The 24,944-nt window shown below is 61.7% G+C and carries 22 protein-coding genes; 8 read left to right on the forward strand and 14 right to left on the reverse strand.

Annotated elements, in window-relative coordinates:
- The first annotated feature begins 57 nt into the window (after positions 1-57).
- On the forward strand, positions 58-1,257 hold the full coding sequence (fdhA, locus tag JFU48_RS09585; RefSeq protein ID WP_103484819.1) for a formaldehyde dehydrogenase, glutathione-independent: 1,200 nt from the start codon (positions 58-60) through the stop codon (positions 1,255-1,257).
- Between the two features lie 198 nt (positions 1,258-1,455).
- Here the strand turns inward: fdhA and JFU48_RS09590 are convergent, their stop codons facing one another.
- Together JFU48_RS09590 and JFU48_RS09595 are read right to left on the reverse strand one after the other, a co-directional pair.
- The gene (locus JFU48_RS09590) at positions 1,456-2,130 is read right to left on the reverse strand and encodes an anti-sigma factor (protein ID WP_201136400.1); all 675 of its coding nucleotides are present in this window, start codon (positions 2,128-2,130) and stop codon (positions 1,456-1,458) included.
- Positions 2,127-2,762, reverse strand: a complete 636-nt coding sequence (locus tag JFU48_RS09595; RefSeq protein ID WP_201136401.1) for an RNA polymerase sigma factor — start codon at positions 2,760-2,762, stop codon at positions 2,127-2,129. Before JFU48_RS09595 ends, JFU48_RS09590 begins: the two co-directional genes overlap by 4 nt.
- A 148-nt stretch (positions 2,763-2,910) precedes the next feature.
- On the opposite strand from JFU48_RS09595, the gene JFU48_RS09600 reads away from it, so the two are divergent.
- Positions 2,911-3,468: a DUF2780 domain-containing protein gene (locus JFU48_RS09600; RefSeq protein ID WP_201136402.1), complete on the forward strand. Its 558-nt coding sequence runs from the start codon at positions 2,911-2,913 to the stop codon at positions 3,466-3,468.
- 1 nt (position 3,469) lies between these two features.
- Here JFU48_RS09600 and JFU48_RS09605 read toward each other — a convergent pair whose 3' ends face one another.
- A complete protein-coding gene (locus JFU48_RS09605) occupies positions 3,470-4,357 on the reverse strand; it encodes an acyltransferase (protein WP_201136403.1) in 888 nt (295 codons plus the stop codon).
- A 310-nt stretch (positions 4,358-4,667) separates the two neighbouring features.
- Between JFU48_RS09605 and rloA2 the strand changes: the two genes are divergently transcribed.
- The 4 genes from rloA2 to creD all read left to right on the forward strand — a co-directional run bounded on the left by rloA2 (position 4,668) and on the right by creD (position 8,916).
- Entirely contained in the window at positions 4,668-5,174 is a 507-nt protein-coding gene (gene rloA2, locus JFU48_RS09610; RefSeq protein WP_103486433.1) for a retropepsin-like aspartic peptidase RloA2, read from the forward strand.
- A gap of 68 nt (positions 5,175-5,242) precedes the next feature.
- Complete coding sequence (gene creB, locus JFU48_RS09615; protein WP_103486457.1) at positions 5,243-5,923, forward strand: two-component system response regulator CreB; 681 nt, start codon at positions 5,243-5,245, stop codon at positions 5,921-5,923.
- The gene (gene creC, locus JFU48_RS09620; protein ID WP_201136404.1) at positions 5,923-7,341 is read left to right on the forward strand and encodes a two-component system sensor histidine kinase CreC; all 1,419 of its coding nucleotides are present in this window, start codon (positions 5,923-5,925) and stop codon (positions 7,339-7,341) included. The genes creB and creC overlap by 1 nt, the downstream gene beginning before the upstream one ends.
- A 204-nt stretch (positions 7,342-7,545) precedes the next feature.
- Positions 7,546-8,916 (forward strand): cell envelope integrity protein CreD, encoded by a 1,371-nt coding sequence (gene creD, locus JFU48_RS09625; RefSeq protein ID WP_201136405.1) that lies wholly within the window; start codon positions 7,546-7,548, stop codon positions 8,914-8,916.
- A 172-nt stretch (positions 8,917-9,088) separates the two neighbouring features.
- On the opposite strand, the gene JFU48_RS09630 is transcribed toward creD, so the two are convergent.
- The 8 genes from JFU48_RS09630 to JFU48_RS09665 form a co-directional block, all read right to left on the reverse strand.
- The gene (locus tag JFU48_RS09630; RefSeq protein ID WP_201136406.1) at positions 9,089-9,718 is read right to left on the reverse strand and encodes a glutathione S-transferase; all 630 of its coding nucleotides are present in this window, start codon (positions 9,716-9,718) and stop codon (positions 9,089-9,091) included.
- 193 nt (positions 9,719-9,911) lie between these two features.
- Positions 9,912-10,091: a hypothetical protein gene (locus tag JFU48_RS09635; protein ID WP_003228937.1), complete on the reverse strand. Its 180-nt coding sequence runs from the start codon at positions 10,089-10,091 to the stop codon at positions 9,912-9,914.
- Entirely contained in the window at positions 10,088-11,212 is a 1,125-nt protein-coding gene (locus tag JFU48_RS09640) for a PepSY-associated TM helix domain-containing protein (RefSeq protein ID WP_201136407.1), read from the reverse strand. Before JFU48_RS09640 ends, JFU48_RS09635 begins: the two co-directional genes overlap by 4 nt.
- A 75-nt stretch (positions 11,213-11,287) precedes the next feature.
- Positions 11,288-13,714, reverse strand: a complete 2,427-nt coding sequence (locus JFU48_RS09645; protein WP_201136408.1) for a TonB-dependent siderophore receptor — start codon at positions 13,712-13,714, stop codon at positions 11,288-11,290.
- Positions 13,715-13,957: 243 nt separating this feature from the next.
- Positions 13,958-14,929, reverse strand: a complete 972-nt coding sequence (locus tag JFU48_RS09650; protein WP_201136409.1) for a FecR domain-containing protein — start codon at positions 14,927-14,929, stop codon at positions 13,958-13,960.
- On the reverse strand, positions 14,926-15,444 hold the full coding sequence (locus tag JFU48_RS09655; RefSeq protein WP_045122847.1) for an RNA polymerase sigma factor: 519 nt from the start codon (positions 15,442-15,444) through the stop codon (positions 14,926-14,928). The genes JFU48_RS09650 and JFU48_RS09655 overlap by 4 nt, the downstream gene beginning before the upstream one ends.
- Before the next feature lie 206 nt (positions 15,445-15,650).
- On the reverse strand, positions 15,651-16,358 hold the full coding sequence (locus tag JFU48_RS09660) for a 3'-5' exonuclease (protein ID WP_103486440.1): 708 nt from the start codon (positions 16,356-16,358) through the stop codon (positions 15,651-15,653).
- The gene (locus tag JFU48_RS09665; protein ID WP_315975171.1) at positions 16,355-18,289 is read right to left on the reverse strand and encodes a DUF294 nucleotidyltransferase-like domain-containing protein; all 1,935 of its coding nucleotides are present in this window, start codon (positions 18,287-18,289) and stop codon (positions 16,355-16,357) included. Before JFU48_RS09665 ends, JFU48_RS09660 begins: the two co-directional genes overlap by 4 nt.
- Positions 18,290-18,548: 259 nt before the next feature.
- Between JFU48_RS09665 and JFU48_RS09670 the strand changes: the two genes are divergently transcribed.
- Positions 18,549-18,995 carry a response regulator gene (locus tag JFU48_RS09670; RefSeq protein WP_003228923.1) on the forward strand — a complete coding sequence of 149 codons (447 nt, stop codon included), beginning with the start codon at positions 18,549-18,551 and terminating at the stop codon, positions 18,993-18,995.
- 205 nt (positions 18,996-19,200) lie between these two features.
- Here the strand turns inward: JFU48_RS09670 and JFU48_RS09675 are convergent, their stop codons facing one another.
- Positions 19,201-21,378 (reverse strand): malate synthase G, encoded by a 2,178-nt coding sequence (locus JFU48_RS09675; protein WP_201136410.1) that lies wholly within the window; start codon positions 21,376-21,378, stop codon positions 19,201-19,203.
- Between the two features lie 649 nt (positions 21,379-22,027).
- Here JFU48_RS09675 and JFU48_RS09680 point away from each other — a divergent pair.
- Complete coding sequence (locus JFU48_RS09680; RefSeq protein ID WP_003228919.1) at positions 22,028-22,546, forward strand: glycine cleavage system protein R; 519 nt, start codon at positions 22,028-22,030, stop codon at positions 22,544-22,546.
- Between the two features lie 222 nt (positions 22,547-22,768).
- Here JFU48_RS09680 and rarD read toward each other — a convergent pair whose 3' ends face one another.
- Positions 22,769-23,656 carry an EamA family transporter RarD gene (gene rarD, locus JFU48_RS09685; RefSeq protein WP_003228916.1) on the reverse strand — a complete coding sequence of 296 codons (888 nt, stop codon included), beginning with the start codon at positions 23,654-23,656 and terminating at the stop codon, positions 22,769-22,771.
- Positions 23,657-23,849: 193 nt separating this feature from the next.
- Entirely contained in the window at positions 23,850-24,824 is a 975-nt protein-coding gene (locus JFU48_RS09690) for a serine/threonine protein kinase (RefSeq protein WP_027610685.1), read from the reverse strand.
- Between the last annotated feature and the right edge of the window lie 120 nt (positions 24,825-24,944).

The following is a 24,944-nucleotide window of genomic DNA, read 5'->3' on the forward strand; positions in this document are numbered from 1 at the left end:
TAACGCGCTGCCTGCCTGGGCAACGCGGTTCCATAAAAACAACAGCGAGGTGAAAGCATGTCTGGCAATCGTGGTGTGGTGTATCTCGGCGCTGGCAAGGTCGAAGTGCAGAAAATCGACTATCCGAAAATGCAGGACCCGCGCGGCAGGAAGATCGAGCACGGTGTCATCCTGCGTGTGGTGTCCACCAACATTTGTGGCTCCGACCAGCACATGGTGCGCGGCCGTACGACGGCGCAGACCGGTCTGGTGCTGGGCCACGAAATCACCGGCGAAGTGATCGAAAAAGGTTCCGACGTCGAGAACCTGAAAATCGGCGATCTGGTTTCCGTACCGTTCAACGTGGCTTGCGGGCGCTGCCGTTCCTGCAAGGAGCAACACACCGGTGTCTGCCTGACCGTTAACCCGGCCCGTGCCGGCGGTGCCTACGGTTATGTCGACATGGGCGACTGGACCGGCGGCCAGGCCGAATACGTGCTGGTGCCATACGCCGACTTCAACCTGCTGAAACTGCCGGATCGCGACAAGGCCATGGAGAAAATCCGCGACCTGACCTGCCTCTCCGACATTCTGCCGACCGGCTATCACGGTGCGGTCACGGCGGGCGTTGGCCCGGGCAGCACCGTTTATATCGCGGGCGCCGGCCCGGTCGGTCTGGCCGCGGCTGCCTCGGCGCGTCTACTGGGCGCGGCGGTGGTGATCATCGGCGACGTCAACACCATCCGCCTGGCGCACGCCAAGGCTCAGGGTTTTGAAGTGGTCGACCTGTCCAAGGATACGCCGCTGCACGAGCAGATCGCCGAGCTGCTGGGCGAACCGGAAGTCGATTGCGCGGTGGACTGCGTGGGCTTCGAAGCCCGCGGCCACGGCCATGACGGGGTCAAATCCGAAGCCCCGGCCACCGTGCTCAACTCGCTGATGGGCGTGGTGCGTGTCGCCGGCAAGATCGGTATCCCGGGCCTGTACGTGACCGAGGATCCGGGTGCCGTGGACGCCGCCGCGAAAATGGGCAGCCTGAGCATCCGCTTCGGTCTGGGCTGGGCCAAATCCCACAGCTTCCACACCGGCCAGACCCCGGTGATGAAGTACAACCGCCAACTGATGCAGGCGATCATGTGGGACCGCATCAACATCGCCGAAGTGGTGGGCGTGCAAGTCATCAGCCTCGACCAGGCGCCGGAAGGTTACGGCGAGTTCGATGCCGGTGTGCCGAAGAAGTTTGTGATCGATCCGCATCGGTTGTTCAGTGCGGCTTAAGCGTCAGGCAGTGCAGAACGGCGACCTCAAGGTCGCCGTTTTTATTGGGATGAGCATTAAACCTGTGGCGAGGGAGCTTGCTCCCGCTCGGCGGCGAAGCCGTCGTAAAATCCACACATGCGGCGTCTCAGGAAAATTACCCACACAAGATTTGGGCCGCTTCGCAGCCCAGCGGGAGCAAGCTCCCTCGCCACAGAGTCAGAGAGCCGCTAACGCGCCTTGGTAAAGCACCGGCCCGGTCGGTTGCCCGGTCGGCGAGCCGCCCTTTGGCTCCAGACTCACCGCCAGCGCAATCGGCTGGCCGATCAAGACTTTCTGCGCCGCGCTCAATTCAACCTTGCCCTTGCCCCCCGCCGGAATCACCCCCAGCGAAATCGGCTTGCCATCCGCTGGAATCGCCCACAATTCCAGGCTGCGATCAGGCCCGACTGCCGCCAATGTCAGCGGCTCGACTTGCAGATAATCGGCATGCGCCTCGACCTTCAGTGCCGGCTGCGCGTCGGCGGTCAGCAGGGTGGCGCGGTAGCGGGCGTCGTCGCGGTTGTACAGCGAGCCGAGGAATACCAGGATCACGATCGAACACAGCGCGGCGCTGACCCGTAGCCAGTTCCAGAACGGACGTTTTTCCGGGACGTGCAGCACTTGCGGGTCGATCCGCGCGGTGATGCCTTGCCACACCCGATCCGGCACCGGTTGCTCCGGCAGCGTTTCGGTAAGGCTGGCAAGGCTCTCCTGCCACTGCGCCAACTCGGTTCGCAGTGCTGCGTCATCCAGCAGCAATTGTTCAAAGCGCCTGCGCGCCGCCGCAGACATCAGACCAATGGCGTAATCGGCGGCGAGGGCGCGGCGCAGGGCGGGGGTCTGGTAGTTCATGATTCAAGGCACCTGCGCAGACGCTCCATGCCGCGACGAATCCACGACTTCACCGAGCCCAGCGGTGCGGCCAGGTGTTCGGCCAGTTCCGAGCAGGAAAGGCCCTGGAAGTAGGCGACGCTGATCGACTGGCGCTGCATGCCGTCGAGGGTGTCCAGGCAGCGGTGCAGCGCGCTGGCTTCGCGGCTGCTGTTCAACAGGTCGTGGGCTGAAGGGCCATCGTCCGGCAGGGTGTCCTGTTCGAAGTCGGTCAGCGGCCGTTCGCGCTGTTTGCGTAATTGGTCGATGGCCTGATTGCGAGTGATGTTGATCATCCAGGTCAGCGGCGCCGACAAGTGGGCTTCGTAGCGCGAGGCGTTGTTCCAGATCCGCACGAAGCTTTCCTGCAGCACGTCCTCGGCCAGATCCGCCCGGCCCATGATGCGCAGGGCCACGCCGTGCAGACGCGGGCCGACGCTGCGATAGAGCGTTTCGAACGCAGCACGGTCACCCAGTGAGCACTGGGCCAGCAGCTGGCGCAACTGATCAGGGTCGGCGATGGAAATGACGGCTCTCCAGGCAATGGGCGGGCGACGAGGGCGGTGCTCGGGCTGTTCACAGGCTAGTTCAGGGACAGCGCTTGTGCCATTCATCTCGGGTTATCCGCGGTTTCACGTTTTATATACGTGGCTATGCTGAAAATGGATGCGCCGGCGAGGAACATGCTGGCTGAAACCCGGTCAAAACGGCAGTTTTGCCGCCCATTGACGGGCGGTCACCACAGCGCAAGAGGATGTCTGAATGAAGATTTCACGCGGTATTGCCTTGGCTTCACTGATGACCCTTGCAGCGAGCCCGGTGTTTGCCGGCTTCAGTCTGGACGACGTGACCAAAGCAGCTTCGAGCATGCAGGGTGGCAACGCGGCCACCGCCGCCGCGCCGACCTCGGAAACCGCCGGGTTGCTGCAAGCCGTCACCGATCTCGGTGTGACGCCGCAGCAAGCCGTCGGTGGCACCAGCGCCATGCTTGGCCTGGCCAAGAACCAATTGAGCAGCACCGATTACTCGCAGTTGGCCAAAGAAGTGCCGGGCATCGACAAGCTGTCGGGCGGAAGCGGCAACCTGGCGGCGTTGAGCGGGTTGCTCGGCTCGTCGGGCAAGTCAGCCGGGCTGGAAAACGCGCTGGGTAACGTCAAGAACACCAGCGACCTGAACAATGCCTTCGGTGCGTTGGGCATGGACAGCGGCATGGTCGGTCAGTTTGCCCCGGTGCTGCTCAAGTACCTGGGTGATCAAGGCGTCGGCGGCCCACTGCTGCAGAGCCTGGGCAGTATCTGGGGCGCCGGCACCGGTAGCTGATTCAGGCGCGCTCGCCGCGCAGTTCGCTGATGCGCTGATCCTTCTCGGTCCAGAGCTGGTTGACCCAGTTCTGGACCTGTTGGCGAAACAGCGGATCATTTTCGTAATCGCCCTGCGACAGCGCCGGGTCGAGTTCGCGGGTCTGGATGTCGACGATCACCCGCGGCACGCTGCCGCTGATCAAATCCCAGAACCCCGGAATCTTCTTCTGTGGATAGACCACGGTCACGTCGAGCAGCGCATCCAGCTGTTCGCCCATCGCCGCCAGAACAAATGCCACGCCTCCCGCCTTGGGTTTGAGCAGGTGCTTGAACGGTGACTGCTGCTGCGCGCTTTTCGCCGCGGTGTAGCGAGTACCTTCCAGATAATTCACCACCGTTACCGGCTGGCGCTTGAACAGCTCGCAGGCCTGTCGGGTGATTTCCAGATCCTTGCCCGCCAGCTCCGGGTGCCGGGCGAGGAACGCCTTGCTGTAGCGCTTCATGAACGGGTAATCCAGCGCCCACCACGCCAGACCCAGGAACGGCACCCAGATCAGTTCTTTCTTGAGGAAGAATTTGAAGAACGGCGTGCGCCGGTTGAGGGTCTGGATCAGCGCTGGAATGTCGACCCACGACTGGTGGTTGCTGACCACCAGATACGAGGTGTCACCACGCAGGTTGTCACCGCCGCGAATGTCCCATTGAGTGGGGATGCACAGGCGAAAGATCAGCTTGTCGATTTCCGCCCAGGTCTCGGCAATCCACATCACCGCCCACGAGGCGTAATCGCGCCAGCGCCCCGGTGCAATCAATTTGAGCAGGGCAAAGACCAGCAACGGCCCGATCAGAATCAGGGTGTTGAGCAACAGCAGCAGGGTGACGAAACAGCCGGTGAGCAGGCGGCGCATAAGCAACTCTATGAAGGCGGATGGGCGCGCCATGATAAGTGGCTTCGGGCGACAGGCCAAATCGATGGTGACGAATGTTTCACTTTTGGCTGGCTATGCTGGAGCTGATTACTGTGCTGGCAGGGCTGGCCTCTTCGCGAGCAAGCCCGCTCCCACAGTGGATCTTCAGTGTGCATGCCATCTTCAACAGATCCTCGATCCCCTGTGGGAGCGGGCTTGCTCGCGAAGGCGGATTCAGGGCGAACGAATTGCCCAATGGCTGTCTAAAATCTCGCGTCTGACGCCCTCATTTTCCAAGGAAGCCCTCTACGTGAAATCCCTCCTTGCACTGTTTGCCCTCGTCGCCCTGCCGGTCATGGCCGCCGAGCCGACCCTGTACGGGCGTTACGAATACATCGCGCTGCCGGAAATCGGTGGTGAGGTGCTCAAGGCCAAGATGGACACCGGCGCACTGACCGCTTCGCTGTCGGCCAAGGACATCGAGACCTTCACCCGCGATGGCGAAGACTGGGTGCGTTTTCGCCTCGCTACCAAGGATGCCGATAACAAGGTCTACGAGCACAAGGTCGCGCGGATCAGCAAGATCAAGAGTCGCTCCGACGAGGACGATGAAGATCGCGACGTCACCGAAGTCGCCAAGCGTCCGGTGGTCGATCTGGAGCTGTGCCTGGGCAACGTCAAGCGCACCGTTGAGGTCAACCTGACCGACCGCAGTCACTTCAACTATCCCCTGCTGATCGGCGCCAAGGCCCTGCGCGAGTTCGGCGCGGCAGTAAACCCGGCACGACGTTTCACCGCCGACAAGCCGGACTGTTAAGTGGTCTCATTGACGTAAGGTCAGGCTTGGGGCACCGTTCGCGCACTTAACCCATGGGCTCGGACGCCATGCCTCATATCCTGATTGTCGAAGACGAAGCGGCGATTGCCGACACGCTGATTTTTGCCCTGCAGGGCGAGGGGTTTGCCACCACGTGGCTGAGCCTTGGCGCGGCGGCGCTGGAGCATCAACGGCAGACCCCGGCTGACTTGATCATTCTCGATATCGGCTTGCCGGACATCAGCGGTTTCGAAACCTGCAAACAGCTGCGGCGCTTCAGTGAAGTGCCGGTGCTGTTCCTCAGCGCCCGGGACGCCGAGATCGACCGGGTGGTGGGGCTGGAAATCGGCGCCGACGATTACGTGGTCAAGCCGTTCAGCCCGCGTGAGGTCGCCGCGCGGGTCCGGGCGATTCTCAAGCGCATGGCGCCGCGTCCCGTGGTTGAAGCCTCCTCGGCGCTGTTTCGCATCGATCCCGAGCGCGTGCAGATCGTCTACCGGGGCCAGCCGCTGAATCTGACCCGCCACGAATTCCGTCTGTTGCAATGCCTGCTCGAACAACCGCAGCGGGTGTTCAGCCGCGAGCAATTGCTCGACGCGCTGGGGGTTGCCGCCGACGCCGGCTACGAGCGCAGCATCGACAGCCACATCAAGAGCGTGCGCGCCAAACTGCGTCTGGTGCGGGCCGACGCCGAGCCGATCCAGACCCATCGCGGCCTCGGCTACAGCTACAGCCCGGGACACAGCTGATGTCGCTGGGGCTGCGGATTTTTCTGGTGTATGTGCTGTTTGTCGGTCTGACCGGTTATTTCGTGCTCAACACGGTGATGGAAGAAATCCGCCCCGGCGTGCGCCAGTCCACCGAAGAAACCCTGGTCGACACCGCCAACCTGATGGCGGAAATTCTCCGTGATGATTTCAAGGCCGGCACGCTCAGCGAGAACCGCTGGCCCGAATTGCTGCGCGCCTACGGTGAGCGCCAGCCACAGGCGACGATCTGGGGCTTGCCGAAAAACCAGGTCAACCACCGCATCTACGTCACCGACGCCAAAGGCATCGTGGTGCTGGATTCCAGCGACGTGGCGGTCGGGCAGGATTACTCGCGCTGGAACGACGTCTACCTGACTTTGCGTGGTGAGTACGGCGCTCGTTCGAGCCGCAGCGATCCGAATGATGCGAACTCCTCGGTGATGCACGTCGGCGCGCCGATCCGCGACAACGGCCGGATCATCGGCGTGGTTACCGTGGCCAAACCCAACAGCTCATTGCAGCCTTATGTCGATCGTACCGAGCGGCGCTTGCTGTTTTACGGTGCCGGGCTGATTGGCCTCGGCCTGCTGTTCGGCGCTTTGCTGTCGTGGTGGCTGAGCCGCGCGCTGCACCGTTTGACCGGCTACGCAAAAGCAGTGAGCGAAGGGCGCCGGGTTGAAGTGCCGCATTATCGTGGCGGCGAGCTGGAACAACTGGCCACGGCGCTGGAGCAGATGCGCACCCAGCTCGAAGGCAAGGCTTACGTCGAACGCTACGTGCACACCCTGACCCATGAATTGAAAAGTCCGCTGGCGGCGATTCGCGGTGCGGCGGAGTTGCTGCAGGATGAGATGCCAGCGATTCAGCGCCTGCGTTTTGTCGGCAACATCGACAGCGAAAGCGCGCGGATGCAGCAGCTGATCGAGCGCCTGTTGAACCTCGCGCAAGTCGAGCAGCGGCAGGGGCTTGAGGAGCGGGTGGCGGTGCCGCTGGCAGTACTGGTTGACGAATTGTTGCAGGCGCAGGCGGCGCGGATCGAGGGGCGGCGGCTCAAGGTCGAGCAGACGATTGCGTCGGATCTGTTGCTGATCGGCGAGCCGTTTCTGCTGCGTCAGGCGTTGGGCAATCTGCTGGAGAATGCGCTGGATTTCACCCCGGTCGGCGGGTTGCTGCGTTTCAGTGCCGAGCGTGTTGGAGAGCAGGTCGAGTTGCGCTTGTTCAACGAAGCGGCGGCGATTCCCGAGTACGCCTTACCGCGGTTGAGTGAACGGTTTTACTCATTGCCGCGTCCGGACAGTGGGCGCAAGAGCACCGGTTTGGGGCTGAACTTCGTTGAAGAGGTGATGAAGTTGCATGGTGGGTCGATGCATATCCGCAACGTCGAGAATGGCGTGGAAGTGATTTTGCGCCTGCCTTGAAACCGCGTCGCTGCCTTCGCGAGCAAGCCCGCTCCCACAGGGGGGGTGTGTTGAAACACAGGTCTCTGTCACACCAAAGATCAACTGTGGGAGCGGGCTTGCTCGCGAAGGGGCCGGTGCAGTCTCCACACAATCTCCATATTCCCCCCACATTCTCCTCATACATCAACACCAGACTCTGCCCATCCAAACAGGGAGAGTCCTATGAACAAGAATCTGACCATCAAGCTCGGGGCGATTGCCCTGTTGATCCTGCTGTTGCTGATACCGCTGCTGATGATTGACGGCATCATCGATGACCGCCAGCAACGGCGCGATGGCGTGCTTGAAGACATTGCCCGCAGCTCCAGTAACAGCCAGCAACTGAGCGGGCCGGTGATGGTGGTGCCGTATCGCAAAGTGATTCACAACTGGAAGCTCAACGACAAAACCAACCAGCGCTACGACGAGCCAAGTGAAGAACGCGGTCGACTGTATTTTTTGCCGGAGCGCTTCGAGCTCGACGGGCAAGTGCAAACCGAACTGCGCAATCGCGGTATCTACGAAGCGCGACTGTTCCACGCCGACAACCGCATCGATGGGCATTTCTCGTTGCCGGCGCAGTTGGGGATCCAGGAAGATTTTGCCGACTACCAGTTCGATGCGCCGTTTCTGGCGGTGGGCATCAGCGATATTCGCGGCATCGAAAACGCGCTGAAACTGGAACTCGACGGCCAACGCCTGGACTTCGTACCCGGCACCCAGGTCGGCTGGCTCGGCGAAGGTGTACGGGTCACGTTGCCGGTGCTGGACACTCGCAACGCCACCGAGCTGACCTTCGGTTTCGACCTGCGTCTGCAAGGCACCGGTTCGTTGCAGGTGCTGCCGGTGGGCAAAAGCAGTCACGTCAGCCTTGCCGCCAACTGGCCGCATCCAAGCTTTGTCGGCAACTTCCTGCCGGGCAAACGCGAGATCAGCGATCAGGGTTTCAGCGCCGATTGGCAGACCACGTTCTTCTCCACCAACCTGCAAGAAGCCATGAGCCGTTGCGTGATGGGCAATGACTGCGAGGCGTTCAACGGGCGCAGCTTCGGCGTGAGTTTCATTGATCCGGTGGATCAGTACCTGAAGAGTGATCGGGCGATCAAATATGCGCTGTTGTTCATCGTCCTGACGTTCGCCGGTTTCTTCCTGTTTGAAGTGCTCAAAAGTCTGGCGGTGCACCCGGTGCAATACGCATTGGTCGGGGTGGCGCTGGCGTTCTTCTACCTGTTGCTGTTGTCGTTGTCGGAGCACATCGGCTTTGCTCTGGCGTATCTGCTGTCGGCCAGTGGCTGTGTGTTGTTGATCGGGTTTTATGTCTGCCACGTGCTGCACAGTGTGCGTCATGGCCTGAGTTTTTCCGCGGGATTGGCGGCGTTGTATGGCCTGCTGTATGGCTTGCTGAGCGCCGAGGATTACGCGCTGCTGATGGGCTCGCTGCTGTTGTTCGGCCTGCTCGGGGTGTTCATGGTGCTGACGCGCAAACTCGACTGGTACGGGATCGGGCAGAAACCGGCCAAGCCGCTGGAGTTTGATGTGGGGGGGATGCAATGAGTGGATTGCGAGAGGAGCAGCGCTGGAAGGAAGCATTGGTGACGCGGATTGTCGGGTTTCTGCCAGTGAGACCGAGCTGGTGCATTCGCGAGCAGGCTCGCTCCCACAGGAGTACGCATTCCAATGTGGGAGTGAGCCTGCTCGCGAAGGGGCCGGATCAGACGCCGCAGCCTTAAGGCTTGGGCATGGTGGCGACCATGGACGGTCGCTGGCTCACGTCGAAATACCAGTTGGCCAGTTGCGGATTGGCGCTGCGCCAGTCCAGATCCGGATGACGCAGATCGATGTAACCCAGTGCACAAGCGACGCTGATCGCCGCCACGTCGAAGTGGCTGGTCAGCTCGGCAATGGCGTCGCTTTCCAGATAGGCCAAGGCGCGACGAATCTTGTCGCGCTGGGCGTCGAGCCATTCATCCCAGTGCTTTTCCGGGGCGCGCAGCACCAGTTCGTAACGCACCATCACTGAGGCGTCCATGATCCCGTCGGCCATCGACGCCAGGGTCAGACGCCGCCAGCGGGCCGCACCTTCGCGGGGGATCAGCGGATTGCCGACGTGCTGCTGGTCGAGGTATTCGAGAATCACGCGACTGTCATGAATCACGCTGCCGTCGGCCAGACGCAGGGCCGGAATCTTGCCCAGCGGGTTGTCGGCGTTGAGCGCCGGATCCGGGCTGACCGGGCTGAGGACGCAGTCTTGCAGAGCGACGCGATCCTGCTGGCCGGTCTCGTGCAGCAGCACCATCACTTTGCGCACGAACGGGGAAAGCGTGTTATGGAACAGGGTCATGCTGGGGACGGACATTGGCAAACCTCGGTGGTCATCGAAGAGCAGGAGGTTAGCCTAGTCAGATACAGAGCGGCTGGCGAGGGATTTGCTGGTGTTCATCAGGCCGCCTTCGCGAGCAAGCCCGCTCCCACACTGGATCTGTTTCGTTCACAAATCCCCTGTGGGAGCGGGCTTGCTCGCGAAGAGGCCCTGTCAGGCAGCACAAAAATCACCCACGCGGCAGCAAGCCTCTTACGGCCAGAAACGCCGGCACACCCAGCCCGACCCAGCTCAGCGCATCCCAGATTCCATCCCCCAACAACGCCGCGAACAGCCCCGCCGCACTCAGCAGCGCGATCACCAGCGGGGTGCTGAAGACTTTCCAGAAACTCGACTGACGCGGCTTCATGCAGCAGCCTCCGCCGTCACCGGTTTCGCCGCTTTACGTCGCACCACCCACAGGTACACGCCGCTGCCGAGCACGATGATGGTCAGCACGTCGAGGGTCGCCCAGAGGATTTTCATCGGCATGCCGCCGTAGTCGCCGAAGTGCAGCGGCTGTGACATGCCCATGGCGTCCATGTACCACGGGCGTTCACCGACGGCGGTGACTTGCAGGGTGCTGGCGTCGATCAGTACCGGCGTCAGCAGGTGCGAGGTCAGGTGCGTGCCGCCCTTCATGAAGACTGAATAATGGTGCTCGCTGGAAAACCGCGTGCCGGGGAAAGCGATGAAATCCGGGTTCATCCCCGGTGCCACGTCGCGGGCGATGTCCAGCAGGCGGGTGGCCGGGGCCAGTCGGGTCAGCGGCGGGGCATCGCGGTAGGGCGCGACCATGGCGGTCAGCGTGTCATTGCGCCACGCGGCGATGATCAGATCTGCACAGGCACTGATCACGCCGGTGACACCGACCACCAGCGCCCAGGTCAGGGTGACGATGCCGATCAGGTTGTGCAGATCGAGCCAGCGCAAGCGGGTGGACTTGTCCTGACGCACGGTGCCGAACTGCAAACGGCGCATGAATGGCAGATACAGCACCGTGCCGGAAATGATCGCGACCACAAACAGCAGGCCCATGAATGCCAGCAGCAACTTGCCCGGCAACCCGGCGAACATGTCGACGTGCAGGCGCAGGATGAACAGCATCAGGCCGCCATTGGCCGACGGGGTTTCCAGCGCTTCACCGGTACGCGCATCGAGCATGAAGGTGTGCGAAGAGTTCGGTTCGGTGCCGGCGGTTTTCGCCATGATCGTCAGCACGGCGTTCGGTTCGTCGTCTTCGAAACCGAAGTACTGCACCACTTCGCCGGGGCGATGTTTTTCTGCGGCGTCGACCAGTTGCGCCAGATTCAGGCGCGGCGTGTCGGCGGGCATTTCGCGCACTTGCGGGGCATCGCCGAGCAGGTGCTCGATCTCGTGATGGAAAATCAGCGGCAGGCCGGTCAATGCCAACAGCAGCAGAAACACGGTGCAGATCAGGCTGGTCCAGGTGTGGATGAACGACCAGCGGCGGATGGTTTTACTTTTCATTTCGTGACCTTCAAAAACACCAAAGCCGTCCCCGCAGGGACGGCCTGATGACAGGACCGGTTGGCACTCAGTCGCTTACCACTTGTAGGTGGCGCTGGCGACGACGCTGCGCTGGTCGCCGTAGTAGCAGTAGAAGCCGTCGCAGGTGGAGATGTAGTCCTTGTCGAACAGGTTGGTGGCGTTGACGGCCAGCGACGCACCTTTGAGGCTGTTGTCCAGACGCCCGAGGTCGTAATGCACGGAGGCATCGAACACGGTGTAGGCATTGGCCTTGTCCAGCCAGGTGTTGCCCTGATCGCCATAGGTGTTGCCGGTGTAACGCACGCCACCGCCGATACCGAAGCCGTCGAGCACGCCGCTGTGCCAGGTGTAATCAGTCCACAGCGAGGCTTGCTGGTTAGGCATCAGTTGCAGGCGGTTGCCTTTGTAGTCGCCTTTCTGCACTTCGGACTTGGCCAGGGTGTAGGCGGCAATCACTTTGAGGTTATCGGTGACGTCCGAGGTCGCCTCCAGCTCCAGGCCTTTGACTTTCACTTCGCCGGTCTGGCTGGTGATCGGGGTGTTGCCGACGGTGGTGGTGACCGCGACGTTTTTCTGCGTCAGGTCATACACGGCGGCGGTCAGCAGGGTCTTGCTGCCCGGTGGCTGGTACTTGACGCCCATTTCCCACTGCTTGCCTTCGGTCGGTTTCAGCGAACCGCTGGAGGAGGCGTCGGCGCCGGTGGTTGGCTGGAAGGATTCGGCGTAGGAAATGTACGGGACGAAGCCCGAGTCGAACACGTAGCTGAGCGCTGCGTTACCGCTGAAGTTCTTGTCGCGCTGGGTGTTGGTCGCGTCGGCCTTGTTGAAGAACGTGGTGCCGGTGTGGACCCAGTCTTCACGACCGCCCAGCGTCAGGCGCCATTGGTCGAGGGCCATCTGATCCTGCACGTAGAGGCCGGTCTGGTAGGTCTTCTGGTCGTAGTCGTAATACGCCGTCGAGCGATCCGGACGAACGATCGGCTGGCCGTAGATCGGGTTCAGCACGTTGGTTTTCAGGCCGTCACCGTAGATCGACAGGTAGTTGGTGTTGCTGCGCTGGTGATCCAGCCCCAACAGCACGGTGTGGCGAATGTCACCGGTGGCGAAGTCGGCCTGGAAGTTGTTGTCCACCGCGAACTGGCTGATGTCTTCGTCAACGCTGGTGCTGGTGCGCCCGACGTTACCTTGATCGTCCACCATGGTGTACGGGTAAGAACCGACGGTCAGGGCCTGGAACGACAGGTCCGACTTGGTGTAACGCAGGTTCTGCTTGAACTGCCAGACATCGTTCAGCCGGTGTTCGAAGGCATAACCGAGCGCGTAGTAAGTGCGGTCGTAGTATTCCCAATCCGGATCGCCGAGATTTTTGTGGTGCGAGACGCTACCGAACGGCATGTCGATCTTGGTGCCCTGCACCGGCAGGAACTGGCTGGTAATGCCGGTATCGTCGCGAGTGAACTGGCTCAATAGCGTGAACTTGGTGTCGTCGTCGATGTTCCAGGTCAGGCTCGGCGCGATGTTGTAGCGCTTGTTGTCGATGTGGTCGATCTGCGTGCCGCTGTCACGCACCACGCCGCTGATGCCGTAGAGGAACTGGCCGGCGTCGTCGATCTTGCCGGTGCTGGCGAAGTTGATCTGACGGTGGTTGTCGCTGCCGTACTGCAATTGGATTTCGCTGCTGGCGTCGCTGCTCGGGCGCCGGCTGACCATGTCCAGCAGGCCGCCCGGCGGGGTCTGGCCGTAGACGGAAGAGGCCGGGCCACGCAGCAGGGCGAGACGGTCGAGGTTCCAGGTTTCCTGTTTCGGGTTGGCGTACACGCCTTTTGGCAGGGGCAGGCCGTCGAGGAACTGGGTCGGCTCGAAACCGCGCACGCGCAGCCAGTCGGCGCGCGTGTCGCTGCCGTAGCTGCTGGCGGTGATGCCCGGCATGTAGCGCACGGCGTCATCGAGGCTGTGCACGCTGCGGTCGTCCATCTGCTGACGGGTGGCGACCGAAATCGAGCGCGGTGCTTCGACCAGCGCGGTGTCGGTCTTGGTGCCGGCGGCGGTCCGGGTGGCGGTGTAGCCTTCGACCGGGCCCCAGGCGGTTTCCAGGTTTTCCACGCCGATGACTGCGGTTTCCGGCAGCGCCAGTGTCCCTTCCGGCACCGCCACCAGGGTGTAAGTGCCGGTGCTGCTTTGTTCCAGTTGCAGACCGGTGCCACGCAGCGCAGCACGCAGCGCGCCGGCGGCATCATATTGGCCGCTGACCGGCGCGGAGGTCTTGCCCGCCGCCAGCGACGGATTCAGTGACAGCGCGAGGCCGCCCTGGCTGGCGATCTGGTTCAGGGTGGTCGACAGCGGCGCCGCCGGCAGGTTGTAGGCGCGTACGCTGGAGGCCTGTTCGGCAGCGAGCAACGGGCTGCCGATCAGCGGCGCGCTGAGGGCGATGGCGACGGCCAGCAGACTGGGGCGCAGCAAGGTGTCTAGCGAACGGGACATGCGAAGGCTCCTGAATGGAAATATTTCTCAATTGCCTGTGTGCCGGACGAGAATTGAAAAGTGATAGGGCTGGATGAAAATAATTTCGATTAACTGGGAGTGGGGCTGCTGAAGGAGTGGGCAGAGCCTTTTCCAGGGTGCTACCGATGGCCCATTCGCGAGCAGGCTCGCTCCCACAGGTGAACGCATTCCAATGTGGGAGCGAGCCTGCTCGCGAAAGCAATTTGTCAGGCACTCGATAATTCAGGGCTTGGTATCAGCCTTCGCCACCGTGACCCAATACGGCGTGTGCTGCTCGATCTGCACCGGCAGGGTCGGCAGCAGGGCGCTCAGGGCCTTGTCGGTGTCGTGCAGCGGGAAGCTGCCGGTAATGCGCAGGTCAGCGACTTCCGGCGCCACGCCCAGATATCCGCGGCGATAACGAGCCAGTTCATGCACCAGGTCTGCGAGCCGCGCGTTGTCCACCACCAGCATGCCGCGGGTCCAGGCATCGGCGCCGGGCGTGAGCGCGGCGACTGTGTCGAGGCCGTCGTTGCGAATCAGCACTTGCTGGCCTTCGCGCAGGATCTGCTCTTCGGGGTGACTTTGTGGATGCGCGGCCACCGCTGACTGCAACACGCTCAGGCGCGTGCCTTGTTCCTCGCGCTTGACCAGAAACCGTGTGCCCAATGCGCGCATGCTGCCTTCGCGGGTTTCGACGATGAACGGCCGCGCATCGCCGTGACCGGTCTCGACCATGATCTCGCCTGCCTGCAACACGATCAGCCTTTGCCTCGCATCGAAACGCACATCCACCGCGCTGTGGGTGTTGAGGTTGAGCACGGTGCCATCGGCCAGCCGCACCGTACGCTGCTCGCCGGTGGCGGTGCGTTGATCGGCGAGCCAGTAATCCAGCGGCAAGTAGCGATCACCGGCAAACAACGCCAGACCGACGAGCGCCACCACGCTGGCCAATCCGCTGCCGAGCTTGCGCACGCGCCGCCGAATGCCTTCGCGCGATTGCAGCAAGGCCGCGCGGGCCGGGCCATTGGCGACGCTGAAGCGCTGATCGAGCATGCCTAACTGGCGCCAGGCACGGGCGTGTTCTTCATTCGCTGCATGCCATTTGGCGAACTCCTCGCGCTCCAGCGGACTGCCGGAATCCAGCGACAACTGCCAGGCAATCGCCGCATCCAGCACCTGCGCGGAGACCGGTTTGGAGCTGGCCGGACTCATGTCGGCTCACCGTACAGGGCGATGTAGCACTGGCGGATGCCCTGCGCGAGGTACTGCCGCACACGCGGCACGGAGACGCCAAGCTTCTCGGCGATTTCAGCATGGCCGAGGCCGTCGAGGCGGTTATAAAGGAAGGCGGCGCGGGCCTTGGTCGACAGCTTGCCGAGCAAGCGGTCGATAGCCTTGAGGTCTTCGAGGATCAGTTGCTGCTCTTCGACCGAGGGTTGTTCGCCTTCGGGGATCAGCATCAGTTCGGCGAGGTAGGCCTGCTCCAGTGCGGCGCGGCGGAAGTAGTCGAACAGCAGGCCCTTGGCAATCGCCACCAGAAACGCCCGGGGTTCGCGCGGCGTCAGCAACTCATCGCGACCGAGCAGACGGACGAAGGTGTCCTGGCTCAGGTCTTCGGCCCGTTGCGGGCAAGCCACATTGCGCCGCAACCAGCTCAGCAGCCAACCGCGATGGTCACGATACAACGCACCGACGAGTTCACTGTGAGGGCTTGGGACTGACGACACCAGACGCACCGATTGGGAAATGTTAACCAACGAGAATTGTTCGCGATTCTCGCAGAGGTGGGAATGGTTAGCAATTGGCCACTGGTCGGGTGGTATCAGCAGGACCGCGTCATCGTTCTTCGCGAGCAAGCCCGCTCCCACAGGGGAATGCGTTCCGGGGTGGGAGCGGGCTTGCTCGCGAAGGGGCCGGAGCAGGCGCCGAAAATCTACAAGGAAGGCGCCTGCTGTCGGCGCTTCCACTGACTCAAGCGTTGCTGCAGATTCAGCGGACTATGAATCTGCTGCTGTCGCGCGCGGCTGAACAGAATCAACGCCAGCTCTGCCGTGGCCAGCGCATCGGCACTCGCGTTGTGCCGCTCGAACACCTCCAGCCTGAACCAGTCGATCCACTCATCCAGCCCGGCCTCGCGGATATTCGCTTGCGGACACAGCAGCGGCGCCATGTCCGCGACATCCAGAAACACATTCTGCAGCTTGTAACCCAGGTGTTCCCGCAGCGCGCGCCCAAGCATGTGCTGATCGAAGGGCGCATGAAACGCCAGCACCGGGCTGTCACCGATAAATTCCATAAGCTCCAGCAACGCCTCGGCTGGGTCGCTGCCGGCGGCAATCGCGTTCGGCCCCAGGCCATGGATCAACACGCTCGGGCTGAGCTTCAGCTCCCGACATTGCAGAGTGCGCTCGAACTGCTGACTGAAGTCGATCGCGCCGTCTTCGATGACCACCGCGCCGATCGACAGCACGCGATCCTTGTTCAGGTTCAGCCCGGTAGTTTCCAGATCGAGCACCACCCAGCGCTGTTCGCGCAGGCTGCATTCTTTCAGTTCGCTGATCGCCGGCAGTTTTGCCAGACGTTGTTGCAGGTCTGCCGACAGCAGGGGGCTGGCCGGCCGCAGCCACGAGAACAGGCTCATAGCTGATACCGCAGGGCCAGGCTGCTTTGCAGGCGCTGCGCCTGGCGCAGGGATTCACGCAGGATGCGCCGGTCCAGATGATTGAGGCTGTCGGGGTCGACCCGGTTCGACCATGGCAGATTCTCACGCGTCTGGATCTGATGCTGCTGCATGCGTGTCTGCTGGATGAAATGGTAGGCCTCTTCATACGCAGCGCCGTCGAGACGTTCGATTACCTCTTTTTCAACCAGTTGGCGCAAGCGTTCGAGGGTGTTGTTGGTTTCGATGCCATTGGCCAGTGCCAACAGGCGTGCGCCGTCGACGAAGGGCGTCAGGCCCTGAACCTTGAGATCAAGGGTGGCTTTCTCGCCGTTTTTGCGCGCCAGCACAAACTCGCGGAAACGCCCCACCGGCGGACGATTGCGCAGGGCGTTCTCGGCCAGCATGCGCTGGAACAAACGGTTGTCGCCGACCTGATCGAGAATCCCCCGGCGCAGTTGCGCGCAGCCTTTTTCGTCACCCCAGACCACTCGCAGGTCGAAGTAAATGCTCGAACCGAGCAGGTTCTCCGGCGTTGCCTCGCGGATGAACGCCGCAAAGCGCCGCGCCCATTCCGCCCGCGACAGACACAGTTCGGGGTTGCCGGCCATGATGTTGCCCTTGCACAGACTGAAGCCGCACTGCGCCAGGCTCTGGTTGATCTGCTGGGCGATTGGCAGCAGCTTGCCGCGAATCTCCGCCGCGTGTGCCGCGTCCCGCGCTTCGAACAGAATGCCGTTGTCCTGATCGGTGTGCAGCGTCTGTTCGCGCCGGCCTTCGCTGCCGAAACACAGCCAACTGAACGGCACGCCGGGGTCGCCTTTTTCGGCGAGGGTCAGTTCGATCACCCGGCACACGGTGTGGTCGTTGAGCAGGGTGATGATGTGGGTGATCTGCGTCGAAGACGCACCGTGGGCGAGCATGCGTTCGACCAGTTGGCCGATCTCGCCGCGCAGGCTCACCAGTTGCTCGATGCGCTGGGCACTGCGGATGGTCCGGGCCAGGTGCACCAGGTCGACCCGTTGCAGCGAGAACAGGTCGCGCTCGGAAACCACGCCACACAGACGCTGATCCTTGACCAGACAAACGTGGGCAATGTGCCGTTCGGTCATGGCAATCGCCGCGTCGAATGCGCTGTGATCCGGCGACAGAAAAAACGGCGAACAGGTCATGTGCCGCTCGATGGTTTCGCTGAAATCACCGCTGCCATTGGCGACCACTTCGCGCAGGTCACGCAGGGTGAAAATCCCCAGCGGCGCCTTGTGTTCATCCACCGCGACGATGCTGCCGACCTGTTGCTCGTGCATCAGCTTCACCGCTTCGCGCAGTGGCGTGTCCAGGCTGCACGTCACCGGATGGCGCATCGCCAATTCGCCGAGGCGGGTGTTCAGCGAGTACTGGGTGCCGAGGGTTTCCACGGCTTTCTGCTGGACTTGCTGGTTGACCTGATCGAGCAGGCTGCTGACCCCGCGCAAAGCGAAATCACGGAAGCTGTTGGACAGGGCGAACAGTTTGATGAACGCCGGTTTGTTCAGTTGCAGGCAGAAGGTGTCTTCGCTGGCCAGATGCTCGGTGCGGGTCGCCCGTTCGCCAATCAGCGCGGCCAGCGGGAAACATTCCCCGGTGGTGATCTCGAAGGTGGTTTCGGTGCCGGGCCGGGTGATGTGCTGGCGTTCGCCGACCACGCGACCCTGTTTGACGATATAGAAGTATTCGACCGGCCCGTCGGCGGGTTTGATGATGCTCTCGCCCTGGCCATAGAAACGCAGCTGACATTGTTCCACCAGATAAGCCAGGTGCGCGTGTTCCATCTGATTGAAGGGCGGGAAGCGCTGAAGGAATTGCAGGGTGCCCTGAATGTTCTGCAACACCGCGGTTTTCCCTGCCTGGGTGAAGGCGTCCGCTTTACTCATAACCATTACCGCAGTCTTTTTTGAATTGTTGTTGTCGGATCGTTGCAGCCATGGTCGGCCCCTGCGCGCGGGGTGCCCATTGGACGTAAGTCTAGGTTTGCGCTGCCGTTCGGCACATTTGGGAAGTGCCCTACAAAAACAGTCGGAAATTCTCCCGCCAGCCTCTTGGAAAAAAATCCGACGAAGTGCACATTGAAGCTCTGCTTAGCGATGTCTGACGACTGTGCCAGGTGACTGAATTGAAAACGTAGAGAATCCCATGTCCGACCACGATATTTTGAGCGACGCCGAGCGTGAAGCGCTCAGTGCTGTAATGCTCGAACCCGATCTGCCGCCGCAGCGTGTACTGATCGTCGATGACGACAAGGACGCCCGGGAGCTTTTGTCGGAGATACTCGCGTTGGATGGCATTCATTGCATGACCGCCGCCAGCGGTGAAACCGCGCTGAAGATGCTCGCGGAAAAACCCTCGATTGGCTTGGTGATCACCGATTTGCGCATGGGCCATGTCGGTGGGCTGGATCTGATTCGGCAGGTGCGTGAGTCGGAGCGGGCGGCGTTGCCGATCATCATTGTTTCCGGCGATGCCGATGTGAAGGACGCGATTGCCGCGATGCACCTGAGCGTGGTGGATTTTCTGCTCAAGCCGATTGATACGGCGAAGTTGCTGGGTCTGGTCAAACACGAATTGGGCATTGATCCCTGACTCTCAAGCGACACCGCCCCCCCTGTGGGAGCGGGCTTGCTCGCGAATGCGCAGTAACATTCAACACCTGTGGTGACTGTCCCACCGCCTTCGCGAGCAAGCCCGCTCCCACAATGGATCATCAGTGGTTGTCAGATTTTAGCGGCCAACGAAAAAGCCCTGATCGCAAGATCAGGGCTTTTTCATGTCCGCCATTCAGCGCTAGCTACAGGCCGTTGGCCTTCTTGAACTCGCGACGACGACGGTGCAGTACCGGCTCGGTGTAGCCGTTCGGCTGTTTGGTGCCTTCGATCACCAGTTCGACCGCCGCCTGGAAGGCGATATTGCTGTCGAAGTTCGGTGTCAGCGGACGATACAGCGGGTCGTTCGCGTTCTGACGGTCGACCACCGGCGCCATGCGCTTGAGGCTTTCCATCACTTGCGCTTCGGTAACGATACCGTGGCGCAGCCAGTTGGCGATGTGCTGGCTGGAGATCCGCAGCGTTGCACGGTCTTCCATCAGGCCGACGTCATTGATGTCCGGCACCTTCGAACAACCTACGCCCTGGTCGATCCAGCGCACCACGTAACCGAGAATGCCCTGGGCGTTGTTGTCCAGTTCGTTCTTGATCTGCTCAGGCGTCCAGCTTGGGTTGACCGCCAGCGGAATGGTCAGGATGTCGTCCACCGAAGCACGGGCACGCTTGGCCAGTTCGGCCTGACGGGCGAACACGTCGACCTTGTGGTAATGCAGCGCGTGCAGCGCAGCCGCGGTCGGCGATGGCACCCAGGCGGTGTTGGCACCGGCCAGCGGGTGAGCGATTTTCTGTTCGAGCATCGCCGCCATCAGGTCGGGCATCGCCCACATGCCTTTACCGATTTGCGCACGACCCTGCAGGCCGGTGCTCAGACCGATATCGACGTTCCAGTTTTCGTAGGCGCCGATCCACTTCTCGGCCTTCATGTCGGCCTTGCGCACCATCGGGCCGGCTTCCATGGAGGTGTGGATTTCGTCGCCGGTACGGTCGAGGAAACCGGTGTTGATGAACACCACGCGCTCGCTGGCAGCCTTGATGCAGGCCTTGAGGTTGACCGTGGTGCGGCGCTCCTCGTCCATGATCCCGACTTTCAGGGTGTTGCGCTTGAGGCCCAGCACATCTTCGATGCGACCGAACAACTCGTTGGTGAACGCCGCTTCTTCCGGGCCGTGCATCTTCGGTTTGACGATGTAGACCGAGCCGGTGCGGGTGTTCTTGCGCGAGGTGTTGCCGTTGAGGTTGTGCATCGCCGCGAGGCACGTCACCAGACCGTCGAGGATGCCTTCCGGCACTTCGTTGCCGTCCTTGTCCAGGATCGCGTCTATGGTCATCAGGTGACCGACGTTACGCACGAACAGCAGCGAGCGACCGTGCAGGGTCAGTTCACTGCCATCGACCCTGGTGTAGGTGCGATCCGGGTTCATGGTGCGGGTGAAGGTCTGGCCGCCCTTGGCGACTTCTTCGGACAGGTCGCCCTTCATCAGGCCGAGCCAGTTGCGGTAGATCACCACTTTGTCGTCGGCATCGACGGCGGCCACGGAGTCTTCGCAGTCCATGATGGTGGTCAGTGCCGCTTCCATCAGGATGTCTTTGACGCCGGCGGCATCGGTCTGGCCGACCGGGGTGCTGGCGTCGATCTGGATTTCGAAATGCAGGCCGTGGTTCTTCAGCAGGATCGCGATCGGCGCATTGGCATCGCCCTGGAAGCCGATCAGCTGTGCATCGTTGCGCAGGCCGGTGTTGCTGCCGCCCTTGAGGGTGACCAGCAGTTTGCCGTCAACGATCTTGTAAGCCGTCGAATCGACGTGGGAGCCAGCGGCCAGGGGCGCCGCTTCGTCGAGGAACGCACGGGCGAAGGCGATGACTTTGTCGCCACGCACCTTGTTGTAGCCTTTGCCTTTTTCCGCGCCACCGTCTTCGCTGATCGCGTCGGTGCCGTAGAGGGCGTCGTACAGCGAACCCCAGCGGGCGTTCGAGGCGTTGAGGGCAAAGCGGGCGTTCATCACCGGCACCACGAGTTGCGGGCCGGCGGTACGGGCGATTTCATCATCGACGTTTTGCGTCGTTGCCTGGAAATCAGCCGCTTCTGGCAGCAGATAACCGATTTCCTGCAGGAAGGCTTTGTAGGCCACGGCGTCGTGCGCCTGGCCGGCATGTTCCTGATGCCAGGCATCAAGACGAGCCTGGAAGTCATCGCGTTTGGCGAGTAGGGCTTTGTTCTTCGGCGCCAGGTCATGAATGACCTTGTCGGCACCTTCCCAGAATTTTTCGGCGGTGAGGCCGGTACCGGGAATGGCTTCGTTGTTCACGAAGTCGAACAGGACTTTGGCGACCTGCAGGCCACCGACTTGAACGTGTTCAGTCATTGCTTGCCTCACTCTGCTCAGCTATTTCGCTTTTCAGCTCTTCAATTTTGACAATGAAGCCTCTGGCCATTTAAACCACAAACCTTCCGACCAGTACATGCCATTGCTGGCGGCTGGGCTGGGACCAATCAACGGCTTGGGGGCCTTGCTGACGGGGCTTTCAAGGTTGCGAACGTGCCTTGGGCAGACATCGATCCAGCGTTATGTAGTGCGCGCCGAGGCATACTACATGATGCGTTGCGCTTGTGAAAATCAGACTAATTACGTCGTTCTGCGACCTCATGACGCATTGCGGTCACGTCGCGGAACGGGATGTTCTCAAAAAACCATCGGATTGTTCCAGCTAAATATAAAAAGTTGTACACATAAATCCTTTCTGCCTGCTATGGCATCCCCCTGCGGTGCACACTCTATGGCGAGGGGATTTATCCCCGATGGTTGGCGAAGCCGCCCCCTGCGCGCTGACAGGTAGACCGAGCTGACAGGGTTTACGGCTGCTGCGCAACCGATCGGGGATAAATCCCCTCGCCACAGGCTGCCTCCAAAAACCAGACACAGGTCACTCGCACAAATTGCTGCCCGGGCTGAATCAAACCCCTTGCCTATACTTGCCTTTCTATAACAAAAGTCATGACAAGAGGGCGGCGCCATGGACCATCTCGTACTCACTGTGTTTGCCCCGGACAAGCCCGGGCAGGTCGAGCGCATCGCCCAATGCATCGCCGAGCACGGCGGCAACTGGCTGGAAAGCCGCATGTCACGGATGGCCGGGCAGTTCGCCGGGATTCTGCGGGTGGGCGTACCGGCGGAGGCTTACGACGAATTAGTCGATGCCTTACAAGCACTGGCGGCACAGGGCATTCGCGTGCTGATCGCCGAGAGTGGCATCGAGCAGTCCTGCACCTGGAAACCGATCGCCATGGAGCTGGTGGGCAATGACCGCCCGGGCATCGTGCGCGACATCACCCGGTTGCTCAGCGAGCAGGGGGTGAACCTCGAACGGCTGGTGACCGAAGTGCGCCCGGCACCGATGAGCAGCGAGCCGCTGTTCCACGCCGAAGCGATTCTGGCGGTGCCACTGACCCTGTCGCTGGACGTGCTGCAATCGCGTCTGGAAACCCTGGCCGATGATCTGATGGTCGAACTGGTGTTACGCACAGACCTTTAAGCGCCGCCGGGTTATCCAGTTTTAACGTGCACCTGCCTGTGGATAACCTGTAGAGACCGGGCGCAACCCCGCGTCAGCCGTGGCTTGCAGCGAACTGATCAAAAAACCGCCAGCATTCAGTGACTTGCGCACAAACGGCGGGGATCACGCTGTGGATAACCTTGGGAAGGAACGTTGCAGGCCACGAGAACCGTGGCCTGCGAAGCGTTGTGCGTTTTTTGATCAGCTGCGCCGACGCAAACTGATCACCGCATCGACGCTGTAAACGGCCAGACCGGCCCAGATGAAGATGAACGCGATCAGCGTGCTCGACGACAAATGCTCACCAAACAGCAGCACCGCCTGCAGCAATACTAGCGTTGGTGCCAGGTACTGCAGGAAGCCGATGGTGGTGTAGGGCAAGTGGCGAGTAGCGGCGTTGAAGCACACCAGCGGCACCAGCGTCACCGGGCCGGCAGCCACCAGCCACCAGGCTTGGGAGGTGGTCCAGAATTCCGGTTGTGCGCTGGTCGCGGTCTGGTTGAACAGCAACCAGGCGAAGGCGATCGGCACCAGCATCCACGTTTCCACCACCAGCCCCGGCAAGGCCTTGACCGGCGCCTGTTTGCGGATCAAGCCGTAAAAACCGAAGGTCAGCGCCAGCACCAGCGACACCCACGGCAGACTGCCGACCTGCCACACCTGCTGCGCCACGCCGATGGCCGCCAGGCCCACCGCGACCCACTGCATGCGCCGCAGACGTTCGCCGAGAATCAGCATCCCCAGCAGCACGTTGACCAGCGGGTTGATGTAGTAACCAAGGCTCGCTTCGAGCATGCGTCCGTTGTTTACCGACCACACATAGGTCAGCCAGTTGGCCGCAATCAAGGTGCCACTCAGGGCCAGAATCGCCAGGCGCTTGGGGTTGTCCAGCAGCTCGCGCAACCAGCCGGGATGCTTCCACACCATCAGCAACAAGGCGCCGAACAGTGCCGACCACAGCACGCGGTGAATGATGATCTCGACAGCGGGGACTTCGGCGATGGCTTTGAAGTAGATCGGGAACAGGCCCCAGATGATGTAGGCACTCAGGCCCAGAATGTACCCGCGACGCGGGTTGGCGGCTTGCATGCAGAATCCTTGCTTAGGCAGCTGACAAAGCAGGGATTGTAAGGAGATTTGGTGGCGAATGAGTTTTGAATTTGTGAACACTGGCCAAATGTGGGAGCGGGCTTGCTCGCGAATGCGGTGTATCAGCAGCAGAATAATTGCCTGACACACCGCCTTCGGGAGCAAGCCCCCTCCCACAATGGTTTGTGGTGAATCAGAACAGTTTCAGGGGTTCTTCATTCAGCGCCGAAAGCTGTTCGCGCAACGCCAACACCTGATCGCCCCAATAGCGTTCGGTGCCGAACCACGGAAAGCTGTGCGGGAACGCCGGGTCGTCCCAGCGCCGCGCCAGCCAGGCGCTGTAGTGCATCAGGCGCAGGGCGCGCAGCGGTTCGATCAGCGCCAGTTCACGCGGATCGAAGTCGTGGAATTCGTTGTAGCCGTCCATCAGTTCCGAGAGCTGGCCCAGGCATTCCTGACGGTCGCCGGCGAGCATCATCCAAATGTCCTGCACGGCCGGGCCCATGCGACAGTCGTCGAGGTCGACGATGTGGAACATTTCATCGCGGCACATCATGTTGCCGGGGTGGCAGTCGCCGTGCATCCGAATGTTCTGGTGCGGCGTGGCGGCGTAGACGTCTTCGACACGCTTGAGCAAGTCGCGGGCCACGGACTCGTAGGCTGGCAGCAAGCTCTTGGGGATGAAGTTGCCTTCAAGCAATGTTGCCAGCGAGGCATGGCCGAAGTTCTGCACGCCGAGTGCTTCACGGTGTTCGAACGGCTTGGTCGCGCCGACCGCATGAATGCGCCCGAGCAACTGGCCGAGGCGGTATAGCTGATCAAGGTTGCCCGGCTCCGGCGCGCGACCGCCACGACGGGGGAACAGGGTGAAGCGGAAACCCGCGTGTTCGTGCAGGGTCTGGCCGTTGTGGATCAGCGGCGCCACCACCGGGATTTCGACGTCGGCCAGTTCGAAGGTGAACTGGTGTTCTTCGAGGATGGCTTCGTTGGTCCAGCGCTGCGGGCGATAGAACTTGGCGATCAGCGGTTCGGAGTCTTCGATACCGACCTGGTAGACGCGGTTCTCATAGCTGTTGAGCGCGAGAATGCGCGCATCACTGAGAAACCCGATGCTTTCGACGGCATCGAGTACAAGGTCGGGGGTAAGGGTTTCAAACGGGTGGGCCATGCTGACTCCTGCGCGCAGCAGGCTGCCGCGTCCGGCCCAGCATGGTAGCGCAGACTGTGGAGGTTGAGGGTTTTGCCTTGAATAGTGGGCTGCCTGGAAGGGCCTCTTCGGGAGCAAGCC

Origin of the sequence: Pseudomonas sp. TH49 (assembly GCF_016650625.1) — a bacterium.
In the GTDB taxonomy this organism is placed as follows: Bacteria; Pseudomonadota; Gammaproteobacteria; order Pseudomonadales; family Pseudomonadaceae; genus Aquipseudomonas; species Aquipseudomonas fluorescens_H.

Coding starts and splice junctions, on each gene's coding strand:
- fdhA (WP_103484819.1), top strand. CDS start 58: ATGTCTGGCAATCGTGGTGTGGTGTATCTCGGCGCTGGCAAGGTCGAA.
- JFU48_RS09590 (WP_201136400.1), bottom strand. CDS start 2,130: ATGAACTACCAGACCCCCGCCCTGCGCCGCGCCCTCGCCGCCGATTAC.
- JFU48_RS09595 (WP_201136401.1), bottom strand. CDS start 2,762: ATGAATGGCACAAGCGCTGTCCCTGAACTAGCCTGTGAACAGCCCGAG.
- JFU48_RS09600 (WP_201136402.1), top strand. CDS start 2,911: ATGAAGATTTCACGCGGTATTGCCTTGGCTTCACTGATGACCCTTGCA.
- JFU48_RS09605 (WP_201136403.1), bottom strand. CDS start 4,357: ATGCGCCGCCTGCTCACCGGCTGTTTCGTCACCCTGCTGCTGTTGCTC.
- creB (WP_103486457.1), top strand. CDS start 5,243: ATGCCTCATATCCTGATTGTCGAAGACGAAGCGGCGATTGCCGACACG.
- creC (WP_201136404.1), top strand. CDS start 5,923: ATGTCGCTGGGGCTGCGGATTTTTCTGGTGTATGTGCTGTTTGTCGGT.
- creD (WP_201136405.1), top strand. CDS start 7,546: ATGAACAAGAATCTGACCATCAAGCTCGGGGCGATTGCCCTGTTGATC.
- JFU48_RS09630 (WP_201136406.1), bottom strand. CDS start 9,718: ATGTCCGTCCCCAGCATGACCCTGTTCCATAACACGCTTTCCCCGTTC.
- JFU48_RS09635 (WP_003228937.1), bottom strand. CDS start 10,091: ATGAAGCCGCGTCAGTCGAGTTTCTGGAAAGTCTTCAGCACCCCGCTG.
- JFU48_RS09640 (WP_201136407.1), bottom strand. CDS start 11,212: ATGAAAAGTAAAACCATCCGCCGCTGGTCGTTCATCCACACCTGGACC.
- JFU48_RS09645 (WP_201136408.1), bottom strand. CDS start 13,714: ATGTCCCGTTCGCTAGACACCTTGCTGCGCCCCAGTCTGCTGGCCGTC.
- JFU48_RS09650 (WP_201136409.1), bottom strand. CDS start 14,929: ATGAGTCCGGCCAGCTCCAAACCGGTCTCCGCGCAGGTGCTGGATGCG.
- JFU48_RS09660 (WP_103486440.1), bottom strand. CDS start 16,358: ATGAGCCTGTTCTCGTGGCTGCGGCCGGCCAGCCCCCTGCTGTCGGCA.
- JFU48_RS09665 (WP_315975171.1), bottom strand. CDS start 18,289: ATGAGTAAAGCGGACGCCTTCACCCAGGCAGGGAAAACCGCGGTGTTG.
- JFU48_RS09670 (WP_003228923.1), top strand. CDS start 18,549: ATGTCCGACCACGATATTTTGAGCGACGCCGAGCGTGAAGCGCTCAGT.
- JFU48_RS09675 (WP_201136410.1), bottom strand. CDS start 21,378: ATGACTGAACACGTTCAAGTCGGTGGCCTGCAGGTCGCCAAAGTCCTG.
- JFU48_RS09680 (WP_003228919.1), top strand. CDS start 22,028: ATGGACCATCTCGTACTCACTGTGTTTGCCCCGGACAAGCCCGGGCAG.
- rarD (WP_003228916.1), bottom strand. CDS start 23,656: ATGCAAGCCGCCAACCCGCGTCGCGGGTACATTCTGGGCCTGAGTGCC.
- JFU48_RS09690 (WP_027610685.1), bottom strand. CDS start 24,824: ATGGCCCACCCGTTTGAAACCCTTACCCCCGACCTTGTACTCGATGCC.